The 19,360-nt window shown below is 41.0% G+C and carries 20 protein-coding genes and 3 pseudogenes; 4 read left to right on the top strand and 19 right to left on the bottom strand.

The window, feature by feature from the left end; all coding sequences use genetic code 11:
• Positions 1–62 precede the first annotated feature (62 nt).
• The 12 genes and pseudogenes from HMPREF2918_RS05540 to HMPREF2918_RS11355 all read right to left on the bottom strand — a co-directional run.
• Positions 63–386: a potassium channel family protein gene (locus tag HMPREF2918_RS05540; RefSeq protein ID WP_001253404.1), complete on the bottom strand. Its 324-nt coding sequence runs from the start codon at positions 384–386 to the stop codon at positions 63–65.
• A gap of 13 nt (positions 387–399) precedes the next feature.
• Positions 400–741: a hypothetical protein gene (locus tag HMPREF2918_RS05535; protein WP_000397556.1), complete on the bottom strand. Its 342-nt coding sequence runs from the start codon at positions 739–741 to the stop codon at positions 400–402.
• The gene (locus tag HMPREF2918_RS10810) at positions 666–968 is read right to left on the bottom strand and encodes a TMEM175 family protein (RefSeq protein WP_004240734.1); all 303 of its coding nucleotides are present in this window, start codon (positions 966–968) and stop codon (positions 666–668) included. The genes HMPREF2918_RS05535 and HMPREF2918_RS10810 overlap by 76 nt, the downstream gene beginning before the upstream one ends.
• Positions 969–1,537: 569 nt before the next feature.
• Positions 1,538–1,858, bottom strand: a complete 321-nt coding sequence (locus tag HMPREF2918_RS05530; RefSeq protein WP_083307798.1) for a hypothetical protein — start codon at positions 1,856–1,858, stop codon at positions 1,538–1,540.
• A 33-nt stretch (positions 1,859–1,891) separates the two neighbouring features.
• Entirely contained in the window at positions 1,892–2,026 is a 135-nt protein-coding gene (locus HMPREF2918_RS11640) for a hypothetical protein (RefSeq protein ID WP_256263195.1), read from the bottom strand.
• Positions 2,027–2,069: 43 nt separating this feature from the next.
• Positions 2,070–2,408 (bottom strand): Cd(II)/Zn(II)-sensing metalloregulatory transcriptional regulator CadX, encoded by a 339-nt coding sequence (gene cadX / locus HMPREF2918_RS05525; protein ID WP_000711078.1) that lies wholly within the window; start codon positions 2,406–2,408, stop codon positions 2,070–2,072.
• Between the two features lie 11 nt (positions 2,409–2,419).
• Positions 2,420–3,034 carry a CadD family cadmium resistance transporter gene (locus tag HMPREF2918_RS05520; protein ID WP_070594807.1) on the bottom strand — a complete coding sequence of 205 codons (615 nt, stop codon included), beginning with the start codon at positions 3,032–3,034 and terminating at the stop codon, positions 2,420–2,422.
• Between the two features lie 299 nt (positions 3,035–3,333).
• Entirely contained in the window at positions 3,334–5,397 is a 2,064-nt protein-coding gene (locus HMPREF2918_RS05515; protein WP_002893754.1) for a heavy metal translocating P-type ATPase, read from the bottom strand.
• 1 nt (position 5,398) lies between these two features.
• Positions 5,399–5,677: a DUF6110 family protein gene (locus HMPREF2918_RS05510; protein ID WP_002893755.1), complete on the bottom strand. Its 279-nt coding sequence runs from the start codon at positions 5,675–5,677 to the stop codon at positions 5,399–5,401.
• Positions 5,678–5,857: 180 nt separating this feature from the next.
• Positions 5,858–6,448 (bottom strand): annotated as a pseudogene (locus tag HMPREF2918_RS05505) (transposase); the annotation flags it as partial.
• A 148-nt stretch (positions 6,449–6,596) separates the two neighbouring features.
• A pseudogene (locus tag HMPREF2918_RS11635) lies at positions 6,597–6,930 on the bottom strand (diacylglycerol kinase family lipid kinase); the annotation flags it as partial.
• A 3-nt stretch (positions 6,931–6,933) separates the two neighbouring features.
• Positions 6,934–7,077: pseudogene (locus tag HMPREF2918_RS11355) on the bottom strand (IS982 family transposase); the annotation flags it as partial.
• Positions 7,078–7,427: 350 nt separating this feature from the next.
• Here HMPREF2918_RS11355 and HMPREF2918_RS05495 point away from each other — a divergent pair.
• Together HMPREF2918_RS05495 and HMPREF2918_RS05490 are read left to right on the top strand one after the other, a co-directional pair.
• Positions 7,428–8,036 carry a DUF1269 domain-containing protein gene (locus tag HMPREF2918_RS05495; protein ID WP_002893760.1) on the top strand — a complete coding sequence of 203 codons (609 nt, stop codon included), beginning with the start codon at positions 7,428–7,430 and terminating at the stop codon, positions 8,034–8,036.
• A 244-nt stretch (positions 8,037–8,280) separates the two neighbouring features.
• A complete protein-coding gene (locus HMPREF2918_RS05490) occupies positions 8,281–8,502 on the top strand; it encodes a tyrosine-type recombinase/integrase (RefSeq protein WP_002893762.1) in 222 nt (73 codons plus the stop codon).
• 109 nt (positions 8,503–8,611) lie between these two features.
• Here HMPREF2918_RS05490 and rpsI read toward each other — a convergent pair whose 3' ends face one another.
• The 5 genes from rpsI to rlmB form a co-directional block, all read right to left on the bottom strand.
• Entirely contained in the window at positions 8,612–9,004 is a 393-nt protein-coding gene (rpsI, locus tag HMPREF2918_RS05485) for a 30S ribosomal protein S9 (protein WP_002893764.1), read from the bottom strand.
• Between the two features lie 18 nt (positions 9,005–9,022).
• Positions 9,023–9,469: a 50S ribosomal protein L13 gene (gene rplM / locus HMPREF2918_RS05480; RefSeq protein ID WP_002876943.1), complete on the bottom strand. Its 447-nt coding sequence runs from the start codon at positions 9,467–9,469 to the stop codon at positions 9,023–9,025.
• Between the two features lie 152 nt (positions 9,470–9,621).
• Positions 9,622–10,485, bottom strand: a complete 864-nt coding sequence (locus tag HMPREF2918_RS05475; protein WP_003010076.1) for a DegV family protein — start codon at positions 10,483–10,485, stop codon at positions 9,622–9,624.
• Positions 10,485–10,997: an NYN domain-containing protein gene (locus HMPREF2918_RS05470; RefSeq protein ID WP_003004212.1), complete on the bottom strand. Its 513-nt coding sequence runs from the start codon at positions 10,995–10,997 to the stop codon at positions 10,485–10,487. Before HMPREF2918_RS05470 ends, HMPREF2918_RS05475 begins: the two co-directional genes overlap by 1 nt.
• Positions 10,998–11,015: 18 nt before the next feature.
• Positions 11,016–11,744 carry a 23S rRNA (guanosine(2251)-2'-O)-methyltransferase RlmB gene (rlmB, locus tag HMPREF2918_RS05465; protein WP_003010074.1) on the bottom strand — a complete coding sequence of 243 codons (729 nt, stop codon included), beginning with the start codon at positions 11,742–11,744 and terminating at the stop codon, positions 11,016–11,018.
• Between the two features lie 96 nt (positions 11,745–11,840).
• Here rlmB and HMPREF2918_RS05460 point away from each other — a divergent pair, with 96 nt between their 5' ends.
• Positions 11,841–12,803 (top strand): aromatic acid exporter family protein, encoded by a 963-nt coding sequence (locus HMPREF2918_RS05460; protein WP_070594805.1) that lies wholly within the window; start codon positions 11,841–11,843, stop codon positions 12,801–12,803.
• Between the two features lie 114 nt (positions 12,804–12,917).
• The gene (locus HMPREF2918_RS05455) at positions 12,918–16,148 is read left to right on the top strand and encodes an LPXTG-anchored zinc carboxypeptidase (protein ID WP_070594804.1); all 3,231 of its coding nucleotides are present in this window, start codon (positions 12,918–12,920) and stop codon (positions 16,146–16,148) included.
• A 316-nt stretch (positions 16,149–16,464) separates the two neighbouring features.
• On the opposite strand, the gene HMPREF2918_RS05450 is transcribed toward HMPREF2918_RS05455, so the two are convergent.
• Together HMPREF2918_RS05450 and HMPREF2918_RS05445 are read right to left on the bottom strand one after the other, a co-directional pair.
• Positions 16,465–18,132, bottom strand: a complete 1,668-nt coding sequence (locus tag HMPREF2918_RS05450; RefSeq protein WP_070594803.1) for an alpha-glucosidase — start codon at positions 18,130–18,132, stop codon at positions 16,465–16,467.
• Positions 18,133–18,198: 66 nt separating this feature from the next.
• Positions 18,199–19,329, bottom strand: coding sequence for an ABC transporter ATP-binding protein (locus tag HMPREF2918_RS05445; RefSeq protein ID WP_031576152.1), 1,131 nt, complete (start codon positions 19,327–19,329; stop codon positions 18,199–18,201).
• Between the last annotated feature and the right edge of the window lie 31 nt (positions 19,330–19,360).

Here is a 19,360-nt window from a genome sequence, read left to right as displayed (position 1 = left end):
CAATCGAACATGAAGGTCATCGTATAATTTCTCACGGTATTCCCGTGTTGAATAATTGGCAGTCATTTGTCCTCTCCTCTTTCCTTATTTAAATCGGTATAATAATTAATAATAACAGCTGATAAACAGCCAAAAAATATGAGCCCATAAATCGTCAAGAAGACACTGGTAATCCTTCCAATCAAGGTCACAGCTAGGAGATCCCCGTAGCCGACAGTCGTCGAAGTCACAAAAGCATACCAAAGACCGTCTCCGTAATTTGTGATAGCAGGTTCAACTAGGAAAAGCACGCCTCCTGACCCAAAAACAAAGGTCACAAAACTCAGAGCAAACCGAGTAAAACCCGTAACCTGTATAATATGCCATAACATTTTTAAACGTCTCATTTGTTCTCCTTATTCATACTAGCTCCTGACCGAGCCGTTTTTTCCAATAATCAAAGTGAAGATAGGACATGATCTCCATCAGAGAAAGATAGACAAACTGATAGATCTGATTTAAGCTGATTATCAACTGATATTGTTTGAAAAATGACTGGAAGAAAGACCAGATATGACTGTCTTGAATCAGTCCCTTCTTAACATCAGACAGGATATTAGCTAAAGCTCCCAAGGACTGAAACGGTAAATCCTTGACATTTATATAGATCCGGTCCACCACATCATTCAGACTGGTATCTTGGATGGCATGAAATTCTCCAAAGAGAACTCCTGCCGCTCCAAGAGTAGAAACAAATTCCACCAAATAATTTCTGAGGAAATTTTCTCAACCTTTTCCCATAATGTGTTTAGTGCCATCCATAACGATCCCAACCAGAAAAAGGAAAGAAAACAAGCAAAGAAATTTTGCCGTAAATCCCAAAAAGCTTCAAGACTTGGTGTTGTTGGTTTTTCTAACTCTAAAATCAAGATGGTCATAATAATTGCTAGAACAGCATCTGTCAATACAATTAATCTGTCTTTCTTCATCGGATTGCATCCCCTTTCTTTTTTGTAACATTCTATCTTATCGCATAATATTGGATATTCTTTCATAATCCGACTACAAACAAAAATAAACCAAAAAGTCTGTCCCTATTATGCTATATTTAACTCTAGAAGTATTCATCCATCTAATTAATAAATATATCATATTTCACAATAAATGAATACTATCAAAGATTCATCCCCTTTCACTTCATCATTTAGTGTTGCTTAGATTTATCAAAAACAACCAAATTTGTATTAATTTCAAGTATCACCTAGTTACAAAAATTTGGGGTGAACAGAAAAAGCATCCCGTATTTTTGATACGAAATGCTTTCAATAAGTTTAAATAAGTTTTAACGTTTACTAAATTGTGATGCTTTACGAGCTTTTTTCAAGCCTGGTTTGGAAAGTATGGGTTTCAGTTGGACTAAAAACAGCGTATTATCAAGGCTTTTCAGAACGATATCTACTGATTAATTTCATAAAATCTGAATCAATATTTTTAAAATAGGGGAATAGTTTAGGTCTCTAAGCATTAAAATAATACACCTAACTTTGGTCACCGTTTTTTAGTTATTCACTCTTTTTTCGTATAGTGTTTTTAAAGTTATGATGTAAAATGCCGCAATTAAAACACTATACATCATAATCGGAGGATAGAGAATTAAGGATAGAATCAATCCCACTCCTTTAATTATTAGGTCAGGTATCAATAACTTCCTATATTGTGCGGTAGCTTCAAGTAATTCTTTCTGATCTATATTGGGTTTATCAATTACTTTATGTAAAAACCAGTTTACTACCGTTGAAACAATAACGATCAGTCCATAAAAGAGCTGTGCCGTACGATTCATGAAATGACTACTAACTATTCCAGTAGCATAGGGCATAAATGAAACAAAAAATAAAAGATACAAATTCTTTCAAACTTCTCCCTTTTCAATTTGCCTAACTTGACCTGCATTACCTAGGTCGCTTTGCTTTAAATTATACTTTTTTCTTAAACATTTAATACGAGTAGGTATTTCTTGTGAGTAATTTTCATCAAAAAATTTCATATATAATCTCCCTATAATCATGGAAAAGTAGTAAAAATAGTTGTTATCCTAGTTGATTAAAAAAATCTCTGATTTCCTCATCTTTTATAAAATAATATATAATTTTCCCCTCTCTTCTAGTGTCCAAGATGTTTTGATTGGCTAGTTTACGAAGATGGTGGGAGGCAGATGCCATACTGAGATTTAATAAACAGGCTATATCGCAGACACAGAGTTCTTCGACGGCAAGGAGATAAAAGATGATATTTATCTGTTTATTATCGGTAAATTTTGATAAAATGCGAAGTGATTTTTGGACTTTTTCCTTTTCAAGGTAGTTCGTTGCGGTTGTAACATTTTGTTGATTAATAACATCCACTTGACAGATACTATCTTTTTTCATAATTTTTTCTCCTAGCCTAACACAGCCCATAGCATGTCAAAGCTGTTGTTTTCAATCAGGATATACATCCCCAATCCTAAATAGACAACGGCAATAAACCATCTGCTATATTTTTCCAAAGTTTCTCCAACAGAAGGGACTTGTGCCAATTTTTGGGCAGAAAAAACCAAGAGATAAATCATGACTAGAAAAGTAAGTAAAGTCACTATCAAATTCGCTAAATTTAAGGTGGTAAAATATGGGACAAAGACACCAATATTGTCAGCGCCACAACTTGCAAAAGTAATCATAGCGACTAGAAAAATCAGGTTTTTATCATCTTTGCGCAAACCATCTTTTGCAATAGCTTCTCCATCAGAATCTCCTAAAAGCAAAACTTTGAGTCCTAGGAAAATTGGAATCAAACCGAGCAAACCTAAAATCTCTTTACTAGGAATATAATTTAAGACAAATGCAAAAAGTAAACTTAGCAATATTAGACTAACAGAGCCTAGAAATTGTCCTAAATAGATGTTAATGATGTCTTTTCTGCTTTTTCTTTTGGCAAAAAATAACATTAGGATAATAAGTAAGTCTACGGCTGTCCCAGAATACAGGATTATTGAAGTAACAATATTTTGAATCATAAAACACCTCATTCAAATATATTTTTGAATGTATTTTAACATTAAACTTTGTAGATGTCAACTTAAAATCCACCAATTAATAATTGCATGTCAATATTTGTATTGTGAAACTAGTTTCAGAAATATATAGTCTTAAAGTATGTCCACTGCCAATGGTTTTTTCAATATTTAAAAGGAGAGAACCAATTTGGTCCTCTCCAGGGTATAATTTTCCACCAACCCACTACAGTTGACAAAGAGCCGTTATTCTCAAATGAGACAACTCCTTTTAGTTTTTATAACCTCAGCTTCTCGGTCTCTTACCTACTTTTAATAGAAAGACTACGAAGGACGATTCTTAAAGTAGTCAGATTGTGCAATATCGAAAGATTAGATGGGCTTAACCAATTTAACAACCCAAATCCAATTAAACTTCCATTTATTACAACTGTTTCTTGAATATTTCTTTGAATTAATTTCTGCAACGATTCAGATAAAGAATTCAATTCCTCGAAGAAATCTAAACGATTATCTAATAATAAAATATCACTCATCTGCTTAGAAATATCAGCACTTTCATTCATCACAACCCCAATATCTGCAAGCGTCAAGGCAGCAGAGTCGTTTAACCCGTCTCCAACCATCAAAATAGTTCGGCCAGCTTTCTGTAATTCCTGAACCAACTGAAACTTACCATCTGGTTTTAAATCAGTATAAACGTTGTCAAATGGCAGATCTTTAACCAACTCTTCTGTTCTAGCCAACGTATCACCAGTTGCCAGAATCAGTTTTTTCCCTTGGCGCTTTAGCTTTTTCAATGCAACTTTCGCCTCGCTTCTCAAGGGAGTGTGGATACAAAACATCCCAATTAATTCTTTCTTATAAGCCAAAAACAATAAATTGTAATGAGTCTTATATTGCTCAATCAAGGCCAGCTGCTCAGAACTAATTCTTACCTGTTCGTCTTGCATTAGTACATAATTTCCAATGACAACCGATTGACCATCAATTTGCGATTTAATCCCTTTGCTTGCAACATACTGAAGCTTGCCATGCATTTCTTCGTGTTCAATGCCTTCAATTTCAGCTTGTTTAACAATTGCATTGGCAATAGGATGATAGATATGTTCCTCCAAACATGCACTTATTCTTAAAATATCTTTCTCAGTATAATCTCCGAAAGGAAGAACCTTTTCAACCAAAGGATAACTCGTCGTGATGGTACCCGTTTTATCAAACAAGAAAGTATCCACTTCCAGATATTTTTCTAATACATCACCATCTTTAATAACCATTTCTCGATTTAGACCTTCCTTTATGGCCGTAAGGTAGGCTACAGGTGTGGATATTTTTAGAGCACATGAAAAATCCACCAATAAAAAGGAAATGGCTTTTGAAAACGAACCTGTTAACAGATAAGTCAAACCAGCACCTAAGAAGTTATATTTTACAACCTTGTCTGCCATCCTAATAAAATGACGTTGTTTTGTCTTCTTACTCTCTTCAGATTTTTTCATCAGATTGATGAGTTGCAAAATACGACTGTTTATCTGATTATCAGTCACACGAATTCTTAACTCTCCTGTTTCCAAAACAGTATTCGCACATACAGAATCTCCCTCTTTCTTTTCAACAGGGAAGCTCTCTCCAGTCAAGGAACTCTCATTGACCATGCCTAATCCTGAAACCACTTGGCCGTCAAACAAGATTTCATTACCTTGGGAGACAACTAATACATCACCTACTTGAACATCAGAACTCTTGATGCTGATGACCATGTCTCCCCGCACTAAGAAAACATCACTTTCTTTAGCAAGAAGGCTTTGTTCCAAATCTGTTGCTGTTTTTTTTAAAGACCACTGATCCAGATGATTACCCAAATCAAGCATAAACATGATGTTGCTAGCTGTCTTGGATTGGTTCATAAACAAGGACAACAAAATGGCCGAACAGTCCAAGACCTCCATGGTTAGTTCCTTGCGCGCTAAAGTTTGATAGGCTTCTTTGACATAACCCAAAGCCTGATAACAAGTCCAAATATAACGAATAGGGTAGGGTACAAAACTTCGAAACAGCAAACGCTTAATCGCTGCACCCGATACAATTGAATAAGCACTCTCTTCTCTACGAATGGGAAGAGTCATCAAGTCCGAAACTTTCCCCTTGTCAATTTTTTTTAAAAAGGCCTCTGCATTTTCTAATACAGAGAAGCCTTCTTTCATACGTAGAGTAAAGTGCTGCTGATCCATATAAAACTGAATAGAGTCGATCCCTTTTTCATCTTTAGCCAAGGAACGAAGATAATCTTGAATATCCAAGGTCAGTGAAAACGAGGACGATAATCGGATATGTTGATATCCTCTGTGTAGCACTTTAAAAGACATATTATTCACCTGTCAGGCTATCTAATTGTTCTTCTTTCTTTTCCTGTTCGTATAAATATTTAGCGTCTTGTAAAACATCATCACCGTGTTGTTTTACAACAGAAACAGATGCATCCAGTCCATCTTTCAATTTGTAAGCTTTAGCCAAGGCCTTAGAATAGCCTTTCTTAGCTTCTTTACTTGCTAAGACTTTCAAGCCAAGCGTCCCAAATGCTACCCCTCCTAAGAAGAGAGATGATTTTTTCGCAACTTTTGCGACGTTTAATACTTCTTTTAACATGTTTATTTCCTCCTTGTAACTATTGTAGCGAAAAATGACAGCAAAAGCAATTGCTGATATCTGATATATAGATAAAATTCTCTATACTGATATTTAATTATATTATGATGAAAACAATATACTTTATTTTTTGATACTGTAAATAATTATGTGTAAACACTTAAGTAGAGTTACGGAGTGTTAATTAAATAAGCTTTCAAGTGTATCAGAACATTGACCAAACCCTTTATGGATTCGTTGACTTTGCTTGAAATTATAATCTTCAAACAACGTAACTAAGTAACGTTCCAGAGCCTCCTCATTAGGAAAAAGAACCTTCTTTTTCGTTTGATGTTTGATTTCTTTGTTAAGAGACTCAATGAGGTTTGTCGAATACATGCTGTGCCAAATCTGGTAGGGAAACTGATAAAAAGTTAAAAGATTATCCGTCTTCTCCAGACTTTCCATGACTTTCCTATACTTTGGTTTCCATTCGGCGAGAAAGTCCTCTAAAGCTTGTCCTGCCATTTCTAAATTTTCAGCACGATAAATCATTATAAATTGCCCCAGAATAACCGCTCTATCTGCTCGTTTCACTTTACTAGCTAGATTTCGACTAATATGAATTAAGCAACATTGTTGTTTAGCTAATGGGTGAGCCTGACTGATAATCTACTCAAGCCCCTTAAAGCCATCTGTAACTACAAGAGAAATCTGTTGGATTCCTTGGTTTTGAAGCTTGTCTAACAGGGTGGACCAAGAAGCATTGTTTTCTTGAGGCAACTGTGCATAGCATATCTCTATGCGACTAAAGTCGCTAGAGCTATCCTAATTGCGCACCGCCAGTTCTCATAGAAAAAAACACCTTGCAAGATGCAAAGTGTTTTCGTTTGTATTCTGCTGTCCAGCAACGAATTAACGTTTAGAGAACTGGCTAGCTTTACGAGCCTTTTTCAAGCCTGTTTTCTAGTATTTTTATATCTATTGGCAGATTATCCGACTTATCCCCATCAACATCTGACTCTAACTCAACCTCTGAAGAAATCCTAATATTGCGTACTTTGATATATTCGATATTATTGTTACCTACTAGATCCCCTTTTTAATAAATCTGGGATAGCCGATAATTTAGAAATGATGGATGAATCCTTTAAAATCAAGATATTTCCATATTCATCTGTATTTTCATCAAATAGTTTTTTGTCTGCATAGTAATTGGATAGAAGAACTAAGACCTGAGTAGCTTCACCTTCATAATTGCCATTTTTGCTTTCAAAAGGTAATAATTGCTTGTTCATAGCTTGGTGAATCAGTTGCACCAGCCAAATTAATTGTCTTGACCGACGAATAAAGCGACTTCTTTCAAGGATTCGACCATAAGGAAACAGTTGGCAGATTCTATAAAAGTGTCGATGTGATTCGGCACGCTCATCAGACTCGCTACACAGAGCTGGTACATAATATCTGCTATAATTTTCTGGAAGATTTGGTCAAGCGGTCTTTTAGCCGTGTGACAGGCATACAGGAAAAACACTATTTATTTACTTTTTGCACGGGAGGCTTTAAGATGTTGCTGGACGCCTTTCTTGATAATCACTCAGAGTCGCCAGAGTGTCTGGGCTGGGATATGGCAAAGATATACCGCTGCCTGAAACTGTTCTTTGACGCTGATAAACGCGACATATCAATTAAAATGTCGCACTAAAATGATTGAAAAGTGATTGAAACTGTATTATAATGAACGTATATATTTAGAAAAGAGGTACTAACTATGGAAAACCTAGTAGTTTCAGTCTTTAACACTGAAAGCGAAGCTTATCAGTCCTTTGCGGATTTGAAGGCTTTCCGCCAAACTCAGACGACCAAGGTTGCTCAAATCGCCTTGGTCAAAAATGAAAACGGTCACATCGTTGAAAAAGAACGCTATGACTTTGAAGATTCAACGACGGATGCAACCCTAGAAGGTGGCTTGCTCGGTGCAGTTATCGGGCTTTTGGGTGGTCCTATCGGCGTCTTGTTTGGTTATGGTATTGGCAGCCTCTATGGTTTGGCTGCTGGTGATACCGTTGATACGGCAGAAGCTGGCTTGATTGACGTTGTGTCTCAAAAATTGATCGACGGCGAAACAGCCGTTGTCGCCTTGGTGCAAGAAAACAACGAAGCAGTCATCGATGCTTACTTCACCAAGTACGACACCCAAATCGTGCGTTGGGATGTAGCAACCGTCGTAGCCGAAATCGAAGCAGCTCTGCAAGTCCAAGAAGACCTCTACAACCAGGCACGTGCACAAATGAAGGCTGAACGTAAAGCCGAACGCAAGGCTAAACTTGAAGAATTCAAGGCAAATGTCAAAGCAAAATTTGACAAATTGAAAGCCTAACGTCTAAGCGTCTCATAAATTTAAATGTGACTGAGACGCCATTTAAAATTTATGTGCGTCGGATTCTCACAGTTAAATAATTGCGTTGACAAAGCCGTTACAGCCGTTCTTCCATTCTTTGAAAAGAATGTTTAATAGACAAGAAATCTGGACTAGTATTGGTCTGGATTTTTTTGTGAATATAGAGGTCATAGCTTTTTGACTATGCTTCGTTATAATTAGAAAAATTTTAAGTTTTATCAAGATGAAATCAGTCAGACGAAGACATCCCGAATTAGCACCAGCATCACCACACAAACTAAGACATACTGGTGCTACTCTTGCTAAACAAGCAGGTGTTTCTCTTGAAGCCTTCTCAGAAGCTCTTACTCATAGTGATAAAGAGATTACAAAAACTTACGTTAATATCAAAGATAAAGTCAATCAGACTGTAGGTGATATTGCTTTTCGTAGTTTAAAAAATTGATGGGGTGAATATGGGGTGAATTTTGGGGTGAACTTTGATTTTTTGAAACAAAAAAGACATCCAAGAAATAATTCTTGAATGTCTGTAAACGTTGATATAATCGTATTGATTAACGTTTTGAGAATTGTGATGCTTTACGAGCTTTCTTAAGACCTGGTTTCTTACGTTCAACTTTACGTGAGTCACGTGTAAGAAGTCCTGCGCGTTTCAATGAATCGCGGAAGTCTGGGTCTACTTGAAGAAGGGCACGAGCGATACCGTGACGGATAGCTCCTGCTTGACCAGCGTATCCACCACCTACAACGTTAACGAAAACGTCGTATGAACCTGCAGTTGAAGTAACTGCGAATGGTTGGTTGATTACAAGACGAAGGTCAGCGTGTGGGATGTACTCTTCAACATCTTTTTTGTTAACAGTGATTTTACCAGTTCCTGGAACAAGGCGAACGCGTGCAACAGCGTTTTTACGACGTCCAGTACCTGCATATTGTGCTTGTGACATACTTTATTGTTCCTTTCCTTAGATAAGTCCTGAAATATCAAGAACTTCTGGTTGTTGTGCAGCGTGAGTGTGCTCAGCTCCAACGAATACTTTCAATTTCATACCTTGAGCGCGGCCAAGAGTATTGTGTGGAAGCATACCTTTAACTGATTTCTCGATCAAACGTACTGCATTTTTAGAACGAAGTTCACCAGCAGAGATTGATTTCAATCCACCTGGGTGGTTTGAGTGAGTGTAGTAGATCTTATCAGTTGCTTTTTTACCAGTCAATTTAACTTTTTCAGCATTGATAACGATTACGAAGTCACCTGTATCAGTGTGAGGTGTGAATGTTGGTTTGTTTTTTCCGCGAAGCACGCTAGCAACAACTGCTGAAAGGCGTCCAAGAGGTACATCAGTTGCGTCAACAACGTACCATTTGCGTTCTACTTGGCCTGGTTTAGCCATGAATGTAGTTTTGTTCATGATTTCTCCTATATGAATGTCGTTTTTGTTTACAGGGCGGATGTTCCGGTCCGCAAGTTATTTGAAAGGTTCCGGGGCCTTACAAATGGGGTAAACAATACCGCCTACTATTGTATCAAAATTCTAAGATAAAAGTCAACCGATTTGGAAAATTATTTGCGATTTTCTTTTCCAATGACAAATCCGATCAAGGAATTCGGGCCGACGTGGGCTGAAATAACCGGTCCAAGAGGCATCACGAGAACTTCATCGATGCCTTCAAGCGCAAGCATTTCTTGCTTCAGTGCTTCGGCTCCTTCTAGATCGTTGGTATAAGATACCAAGGCTGTGCTTTCACCGATATCTGCTTTGATCAGCTCCAGTAATTCCCGGACAGCTTTTTTGCGTCCCCGAACCTTGCTAATAGGGACTAATTTCCCTTCCGCATCTATCCAGAGAATGGGTTTGATGCTGGCCAAACTTCCCATGATCGCGGCACTTTTTGAGAGACGGCCGCCACGCATGAGGTGGTAGAGGTCATCAACTAGGAAATAAGTCCGCAGTTTTGGCGCTAGGTCCATGATTTCTTCTTTGGCTTCTGCTAATGAACGACCTGCATCACGCGCAGCTACTGCTCGCATGACCAGATAACCCTCTCCAATCCCAGCAGCCTTCTGATCGACAATCTCGATCACGGCTTCCGGGTAGTCTTCTAAAACCAGGTCTCGTGCCATGACTGCACTCTGATAGGTCCCAGATAAGACTGATGAAAAGGCCACATAAAGCAGATCTTTTCCTTCTTTGGCAAATTGTTTAAAGGTTTCCTGAAATTGGCCCACATTGACCTGACTGGTTGTCGGTTTGGCCCCATTTTTCATGGCTTCTAAAAGCTCCGGGCTGGTCAATTGAGCTTGGCCTACTGTCTGGTAAACCGTCCCATCTAACTCAATGGTCAAGCCAAGAATGGTCACCTGATGTTCCTTGGCCCAGTTTTGGTCTAAATCTGCGGTCGAATCGGTTAAAATAGCAAATGTCATTACTTGTCTCCCATCATTTCTTGTAATTGTCGCAATACTTCGTGATCGAGCGGTCGCATGGGTGGTTTTTGATCGTTAACCACTCGCTGCGCTTGATTGAGGTTTCCTTTGACGACTGCGACCCGTTTTTCTAACTCTCTGGCAGATACCCGAAGAGCTCCTTGAGCAAAGACGGTCCATTGCTCATTTAAGTCACTGGTCGCTACTGATACTTGGTGGAGGGGCGTGTTAAGCTCTGCCGCCAAGCGCTCGATATAGTCATCTGCCGTCTCATCCTCACCGGTAAAGACCACCTGAACATTGAACTCCTCATAGGTCTGCCGCACTCCTGGCATATACTGGGCATCAAAGACACAGATGACTTCGATTCCTTCAAAGCTAGCATAGTGGCTCAGTTTTTGCAGGAGGATATTGCGGGCTGCATCGAGCTCACTTTTTTGAAAGAGCTGGCGGGTCTCCTGCCAAAAGGCAATCATATTATAGCCGTCAACCAATAAGATTTTTCGTTTCATATCATTGCCTTTCTAGGATTATAGTCGATTGCGAAAGACCTCATACATAAGGATGGCTGCTGCCACACTGGCATTGAGGCTTTGCACATGACCATTCATGGGAATGGTGATCATCTCATCGACTTGTTTTTTGATATTGGCCGAGATCCCTTTTCCTTCATTGCCAATGATCAAGGCTAACTTGCCAGCCGTATTCCACTGATGAGATGGCGTGCCGTTCATGTCGGTTCCAAAGATCCAGAAGCCCTCTTCCTTTAGCTTGTCTAAGGTTTGGCTAAGATTGGTCACACGCGCAATGGGAATGTGTTCCACTGCTCCGGTAGAAGTTTTTGACACCACTGGGGTCACCCCAACCGCTCGGTGCTTAGGAATGATGACTCCTGAGACATTGGTCGCATCAGCTGTCCGCAAGATAGATCCAAGATTGTGCGGATCTGTTAAGCCATCGAGAATCAATAAAAGCGGGTTCTCTTCTTGGGCTGTCTGTTTCAGAATCGCTGCCAAGTCGGTGTAAGCAAAGGCTGCCACTCGAAGAACAAAGCCTTGGTGAACAGCTCCTTCTGTCATTTCCTGCAGGGTTTTCTTTGGCGTCCAAGAAATCGACACTTTTTTCTCAGCTGCTAAGGCCTTGATCTTGTCGACATTTTTCCCTCGGAGGTCTTCTTGAATATATAATTTATTGCCTGTATTGGCTTGTAAAGCCTCGGTGACTGCATGGACACCGTATACGATATCGTTATTTTCCATAGAACTAGTATACCATAAGAAAGGAGGATGAGGCCAATTCATGATATAATGAAATGAAATCTATCTCAGCGAAACTAGTAAAATAGAAAGGAAACCATGCCTCTTTTTCAACGAACCATTAAGCTCACCTTGGCCACCTGTTTAGCAGCTGCCCTTGCTTATGCTCTGGGCTTGACCTATGCCATCTCAGCTGGCGTCATTGCCATCTTGAGCATCTCTGATACGCGTCGCAGTACCATCAAGCAAGCCTACCAGCGCTTTATGTCGACCTTGCTAGCCCTTGCTATCGGAAGTCTCGCTTTTTCCTTTTTTGGATTCAACCTCTGGGCACTGGGAGTTTTTATCGCTCTCTATGTTCCTGGTGCCTTTCTATTGGGTTGGCAGATCGGTATCACCCCTAGTACGGTGTTGGTTACCCACCTCTTGATTGAGCAGTCTACCTCCTGGGGGCTCTTGCTCAATGAACTTGCTCTCTTTTTAATTGGGACCAGCTTTGCCTTGCTGGCCAATCTCTATATGCCTTCTAATCAGGGAGCGATCGATCACTACCATGATGTTGTTGAAGACCAACTGAAAAAGATCCTTGGTCGTTTTGCGGAATTACTTAGTAAAGGGGATGGTCGCAATGATGCTCGCTTGATTAAGGAGTTGGATGGTATCCTAAAGGACGCTTTGAAGCTAGTTTATCTGGACCATTCCAACCACCTCTTTCACCAAACCAACTACCATATTCACTACTTCGAAATGCGCAAGCGGCAAAACGATATTCTGCGGGATATGGCAGAAAACGTCAACCGCTGTCAGTTGGCGGCGAGTGAAAGCATAATCCTAGCTCAACTTTTTAAGAAAACGGCCCAACAGTTAAGCCAGAAAAATCCTGCCCAAGATCTTCTAGATGATATTAGTCAGTATTTGGCGATCTTTCGCGAACGTCCTCTTCCTAAGACCCGTGAAGAATTCGAAACACGCGCCACCTTGCTCCAACTCTTAAGAGACTTAGAAACTTTTATCCAGGTCAAGGTTGATTTTTACCAACAATTTCATAAGGAGACAGAATAGACAAAAAGGCCCTTGCAAGATGCAAAGGCTTTTTTATTCGGGGTTTTGTTGTAAACACTTTCCTAAAATGGTATACTAGAAACGGAAAATAACTTTTTAAGGAGGGTCTTCTATATGAAGTCTTCGTATAAGAAACATTTGTACACTACAACACTCAGCCTCTCAGCGGCTGTCTTGCTTTCCGTTATCGGTCATGGCCAAGCTTCAGCCGATAGCTTAGAAGCGCCTCAAACAGAGCCTAGCACGGCCCTTGAAGCGACACCCGCTACTGAGCAAGCTGTGACAGCTGAGACTGCCAGTCCTGCTACAGCTGAAAAAGGAGACACCGCAGCCCCTGCCACTTCTGCAGAAGCAACAGCGACTTCTGATGTGGCTTCTACTACAGAAGTTGCGCCAACCGCTAGTCCAAGCACTACCCGTGCGACAACGACCGCTGACCAAGCGACACGATTGGCTGATAGCACCATTTATCTCTCTGAAAAGAGTACGATTGATGACAAAGTCCAAGAAAAAGCTCAAGCTGCTGGCAAGATCAACTGGACCTTAGACAATAAGCCTCTCTCTGAGTGGAAAACTTGGGATATGGAGACAGGAACACTAAGCAAGGATCCATTCCTTACCATCACAGAGACCGCAAACGGAAATGATCTGGATCTCCACATCGACGTGCAGGATCTCTTTGGTGAAGATCTTAGCCTTCGGAGCCCAAATAATATCCGCCGGACTTATCGCAACTACATCGGCAATCATGAGCTGGTCGGAACCAATGCAGACTTGGGTGTGACCATCAATAAAACTCTTGTTTTTCGACCTTACCAAGACTACCATACACATGAAGAGATGCTAGCTGCTATCGAAAAATCCAAGGAAGAAGCGAAACCCGATCGTTTGGTGCAGTTAGAAACCCTTGGTAAGAGCGCCCAAGGCCGGGACATGAAGATGGGAATTGTGAGTAAGGACCAAGCCAGCATCGATCACTACCTGTCTAGCACCAATCCTACAGCTTTGACCAAACCAAGCGAAATGCTGGCTGCACTGAAGGACAAGACCTTGGATTACAAACTACCTGTCTTAGTCCACAACACCCACGCGGATGAGCAGCCTGGCATTGATATCATCACAGGCCTCTTTAATACCTTTGCAACCAAGGAAAAGGTGACCTTTAACACCACTGATGAAGCTGGAAATGCTAAAACTGTCACGCTAGATATTCCAACCTTGCTCAATAAATTCATCTTCTTATTTGACTTCACGGAAAACCCAGATGGGGACGCTCTCAACCTGCGGGCCCTAGCAAACGGGCTCGATCCAAACCGGGATGCCAGCTACCAAACCAACCCTGAAGTCCGGACCGTCATCCAAATGATCAACAAGTGGAATCCGATCGCTCTCTACGACTTACACGGTTTTGTAAAAGAATTCTTAATCGAACCTGCAACACCTCCACATGATCCGAACTTTGAATACGATCTCATGTCCAACCTCATGCTGGAAAATGCCCATCATATGGGCCGGGCTGGAGTTGCCAATTCCAAATACGACAGTTACATCATTCCAAAACTGGATTGGGGAGATGGCTGGGATGATTCCTTCTCAGGTTATACAGGTGTCTATGCTGTCTATCACGGCATCTTGGGCCACACCATTGAAATACCAGAATCCAACCAAGAATCCTATAAGGCTGGACGCAATGCTGTCCTCGGCGGCATTGACTTCCTCAACCAAGATCCAGACCGTCTCCTTGAGATGCGGCTCAACTTCTACTTACGTGGTCTCAATAAAACTGAAGATCCAAAAGCTGAAAATGAACTGGTCGGCCCAAATGGGGAAATCGTTGGACGTGAAAAAAACGGTCGTCCAAAATTCTTCCCAGACTACTACGTCATCCCAATGAGCCTCGACAAAGACAACGATGCCCAAGAAGCCTTCAATATGATCGACTACTTCAAACGCAATGGTGTCCTCGTCAAAGAACTCAAAGAAGATATTGGCAACTATAAAAAAGGAGACTTAGTCATTGATATGGCCCAAGCCAAACGGGGCTATGCCAACCATATTCTCTACAAGGGCTCCAACGAATCTGCCTGGGCTGCGATGTACGCAGAATTGCTGGTTAACTTCCCAGATATGAGAGGGTTCAAGTCCGAACCTGTCTTTGCGGATGGTCTTTTCAATGGAAAATTAGGGGAAGTCACCACTACCCGTGCGACTCGTACTTCTGAGATCGATCCAAAAGCTCCTTACTATGTGATCGCAAATACCTCAGCCAGTGCCGTTAAAGCTATCAACCAGGCCATTTCCCAAGGAAAATCTGTCTACCTAACAGATGATGGCTACATCGTTGACCGCGATACCTTTGCTTCACTCCTGCCAAACTATGCTATTTATGGTGATGCCCTCTACAAGGTACCAAGCGGACCAACCTTGAAACCGATGAAGGTCTACTCTCCAAACTACCACTATAATTGGGCTGGAGTAGATGCGCCTGCTCATACTAGTCTGGTCCTTGAAAAATTAGGCTTCCAAATCGTCAATACTCCAGAAGAAGCAGATGTTGTTATTTTGGAAAGCAACCGCTTTGACGCTTCCATTTTTGGTAAGAAACCAACCCTTGTCATTGGTGGGGAAGCCATGCAAAAATTGGAAAAATTGGGAGTTCTTACAGGATTTGACGCTGAAAAACTAAAAGGCGGTAGTGACTACGAAGGCTTGATGAAAGCGATCATTGATGATCAGGATCCATTGACCAGCGGATACAAGAAGAATACCCTCTTCTACTCCAACTCAGGAAACTGGATTGAAAAGGTTCCAGAGCATTTCAAGACCTTGATGAGCATCGCTCCGAGTGATTATTATATTGCAGGTTGGTGGCCACATAATGATGTGCTAGCCAACAAAGTCATGGCCATCTCTGGAGAACTGATGGGACAACCTCTCTTTGTCTATGCAGGAAATCCAACCAACCGTCAACACCCTGTCCACTTCTTCCGCTGGGTAACCAATGCGATCTTTGGCAGCAAGTTGGCAAGCTTGATGGATTACGTTCCAGCTAAAGAACCAGATCAAGTGGTGGTTCCAATTCATAACCAAACAACCAATCCACAGCCAATCTTGGCCAAGAAGGATACTCCTAAAGTCCTCCTTCCACAAAAAGAAATGACAACTAAAAATGAAGAAAGTGTGCAAGCCTTGACTTACCAAGTAGGACAAAGCTTCCAAGAAAGTCCAGCCAAGGCGCAATTGCCACAAACTGGAGAAGACACAACTGCACACTTCGTTCTTTCAGGCTTCTTGTTAGCCGTTAGCGGAGGCTTCCTCCTCTTGAAAAAGAAAGAAGTTGAGTAAGATTTTAGACTAGCTATGAATTTCAAGTTCATCTTTTCATAGAAAATCAATTTTTCATATGAAATAATCTAAGAAATTAGACAAAAGGTATAAAACTCGCTCTAGTATTTAGCAGTATTCAGTCTTATACTGAAACTTTCCGCCGTGAGAAAAGTGCTTGAAACTATTATGTTTCAAGCACGCGGAATTATTGAGACCTCAGGCTCAATAATTAGTCATGGAACTTCGTAGAAGTTCGCTGACGTCCGTACTCACCTAAGGAAAGTTTCAAAAGATATATCTTCAAAAGAACCTTCGCGTCTGCGAAGGTTCTTTTCTATTCCACCAATTCCAACACAACAGTTTGGTAAGGGACTAATTCGAGCACTTGGTCTCCTTCATGGAACAACCCAGCAGTATTATTTAAAACGACCGTTTTAATCGGAGCCGGCAACTCCAAGCTAGCTTGGCGATTTTGGAAATTGCTGATCACCAAGAGACGCTTGTCCCCACGACGTTCAAAGGCGATGATGTTTTCACGGTCCCGATACTCTGGAATCATATCTCCAAACCGAACGGTATTTCCATAGAGGGGATGGTGATACAAGGCCGTCAACTGCCGATAATAATTCAAGATGGAATTGGGATCCTTTTCCTGAACTTCCACATTGATGGCAACATCTGGTTTGGGACTGATCAACCAAGCTGACCCATCGCTAAAGCCCAATCCTGGCTCTGCCGACCATTGCATCGGCGTCCGCGCATTGTCCCGGCTGTATTTGGCAATCGCTGCCAAGGCTTCTTCCTCGCTCAAACCAGCTTCTTTCGCAACGTGGTAGCCATTGATGGTCGCGATATCATCAAAATCCTCCACTGATTCAAAGACTTGGTTCTCCATTCCAATTTCTTGGCCTTGGTAGATAAAAGGAATTCCCTTACGCAAGATTTGAATAGTTCCCAGAGCTTTTTTACTCGTGTCGTTGACTTGACCTTCTGCGATATAGTGGGACACCCCACGAGGCTCATCGTGGTTTTCAATGATGGTCGATAGAACCCCAATACTATCTGCACGCTCATGCGCTTGAAAAATACTTTCCTTGAGTTCATCTGCTGTCGGAAGACTATGGTCAAACCAGCCTTTTCCTTCCTGCCCCAGCATGGTTTGTTTGAAGTCAAAGATAGAAGAGAAGACACCATCTTTTCCAATAAAGAAGTGCAACTCTTCATCGGTTTCATTGAAAACTTCCCCTACAGTGAAGGCATTGTACTTGGCAAAAGTACGCTCTTTTAACTCTTGCAAGAATGGTTCAATCGGTTGGGCATTGACCAGCGATTCCGGAACTGGGACCAGGCCATTGTCACGATCGGACGGAAGCGAACGCCATTCTAAATCCTTTTTGATGTTGATAATGGCATCGATCCGGAAGCCCGCAATTCCCTTGTCCAACCACCAATTAATCATCTTATAAATCTCTTCGCGCAAGATAGGATTTTGCCAATTGAGATCCGGCTGATCCTTGTGGAAAGAATGGAGATAGTATTTGTTGGTACCAGGAACCGGCTCCCAAACACTGCCTCCAAAGTAACTTTCCCAGTTGTTGGGTTCCTTGTCACTTTCGATGAAATAAAAGTAATCCGCATAAGGACCATCTGGATCTTCTAAAGCCTTTTGGAACCATTCGTGATGACTGGAGCAGTGGTTGACCACCAGGTCCATGATGATGGAAATGCCCCGTTTCTTGCCTTCCGCGATCAACTCTTCCATATCTTCCATGGTTCCAAAAATAGGATCAATGGCATAATAGTCAGAAATATCATAACCCTGGTCAATAAAAGGACTCTTGTAAATAGGGGATAACCAGAGAATATCAATCCCTAAGTCTTGAAGGTAATCGAGTTTCTCCGTGATTCCTTTCAAATCCCCAACGCCATCACCATTGCTATCTTTAAAGCTTTTTGGGTAGATCTGATAAGCGACCTTCCCCTTCCACCAGTCTTTTTCCATGTTTTGTCTCCTTAAAATGAAAGAGACCGAGACATATCGTCTCAGTCTCTACAGTTTCAGTAGGTATTAGTATACTGTTTTTTCAGTTTCTTTGTCGAAGAAGTGAGCTTTGTTCAAGTCAAATCCAAGTTCGATGGTTTCACCAGTTCCAAGGTAGTCACGTGCATCTACTTTAGCGATGAATTCGTTGTCACCAACTTGGCAGTACAAGTGAGATTCTGAACCAAGCAATTCAGATACAGAGATGGTTGCTTTTACTACTGATTCTGGGAATGTTTCAAGGAAAGCAGCTTCTGTATTCACGTCTTCTGGACGGATACCAAAGATGATTTCTTTACCATCATAGCCTTTTTCACGAAGAACTTTCAAAGCACCTTCTGGAACTTTCAAATTCAAGCCATTGGCAACGATGTATCCACCTTCCAATTTCACGTTAATGAAGTTCATTGCAGGGCTTCCGATGAATCCAGCTACGAATTTGTTGACTGGGTTTTTGTACACTTCTTGTGGAGTTCCGATTTGTTCTACACGTCCAATTGTACCAGTACCTGCAGGGTTTTTAGTAGCAGACATGATAACGATACGGTCAGCCAATGTCATCGCTTCTGTTTGGTCGTGAGTTACGTAGATGGTTGTAGCACCGATACGACGGTGGATTTTCGCAATTTCAGCACGCATGGATACACGAAGTTTAGCATCCAAGTTTGACAAAGGTTCGTCCATCAAGAACACTTTTGCATCACGGACAATGGCACGACCCATGGCCACACGTTGACGTTGACCACCAGAAAGGTCAGCTGGTTTACGATCCAAGAATTCTTTCAAGCCAAGGATTTCAGCTGCTTCTTGTACACGTTTGTCGATATCTTCCTTGCTGTATTTACGCAATTTCAAACCAAAGGCCATGTTATCGTACACAGTCATGTGTGGGTAAAGAGCGTAGTTTTGGAATACCATGGCGATATCACGGTCTTTAGGTGCTACGTTGTTTACAACAGTACCATCGATGGAACATTCACCTTCTGTGATGTCTTCAAGACCAGCGATCATACGAAGAGTCGTTGATTTACCACATCCTGAAGGACCTACGAAAACGATAAACTCTTTGTCTTTGATGTCCAAGTTGAAGTCTTCAACTGAGTAGTGTTCGCTGTTTGGATATTTTTTGTAAATATTTTTAAGATTCAATTCTACCATGATGGTACTCCTTTGATTTTTATAGTTCTAT

Origin of the sequence: Streptococcus sp. HMSC065C01 (genome assembly GCF_001813525.1) — a bacterium.
GTDB classification, from domain to species: Bacteria; Bacillota; Bacilli; order Lactobacillales; family Streptococcaceae; genus Streptococcus; species Streptococcus parasanguinis_V.
Note: the sequence above shows the minus strand (reverse complement) of the source record. Positions and strands in the feature narration are given on the sequence as shown.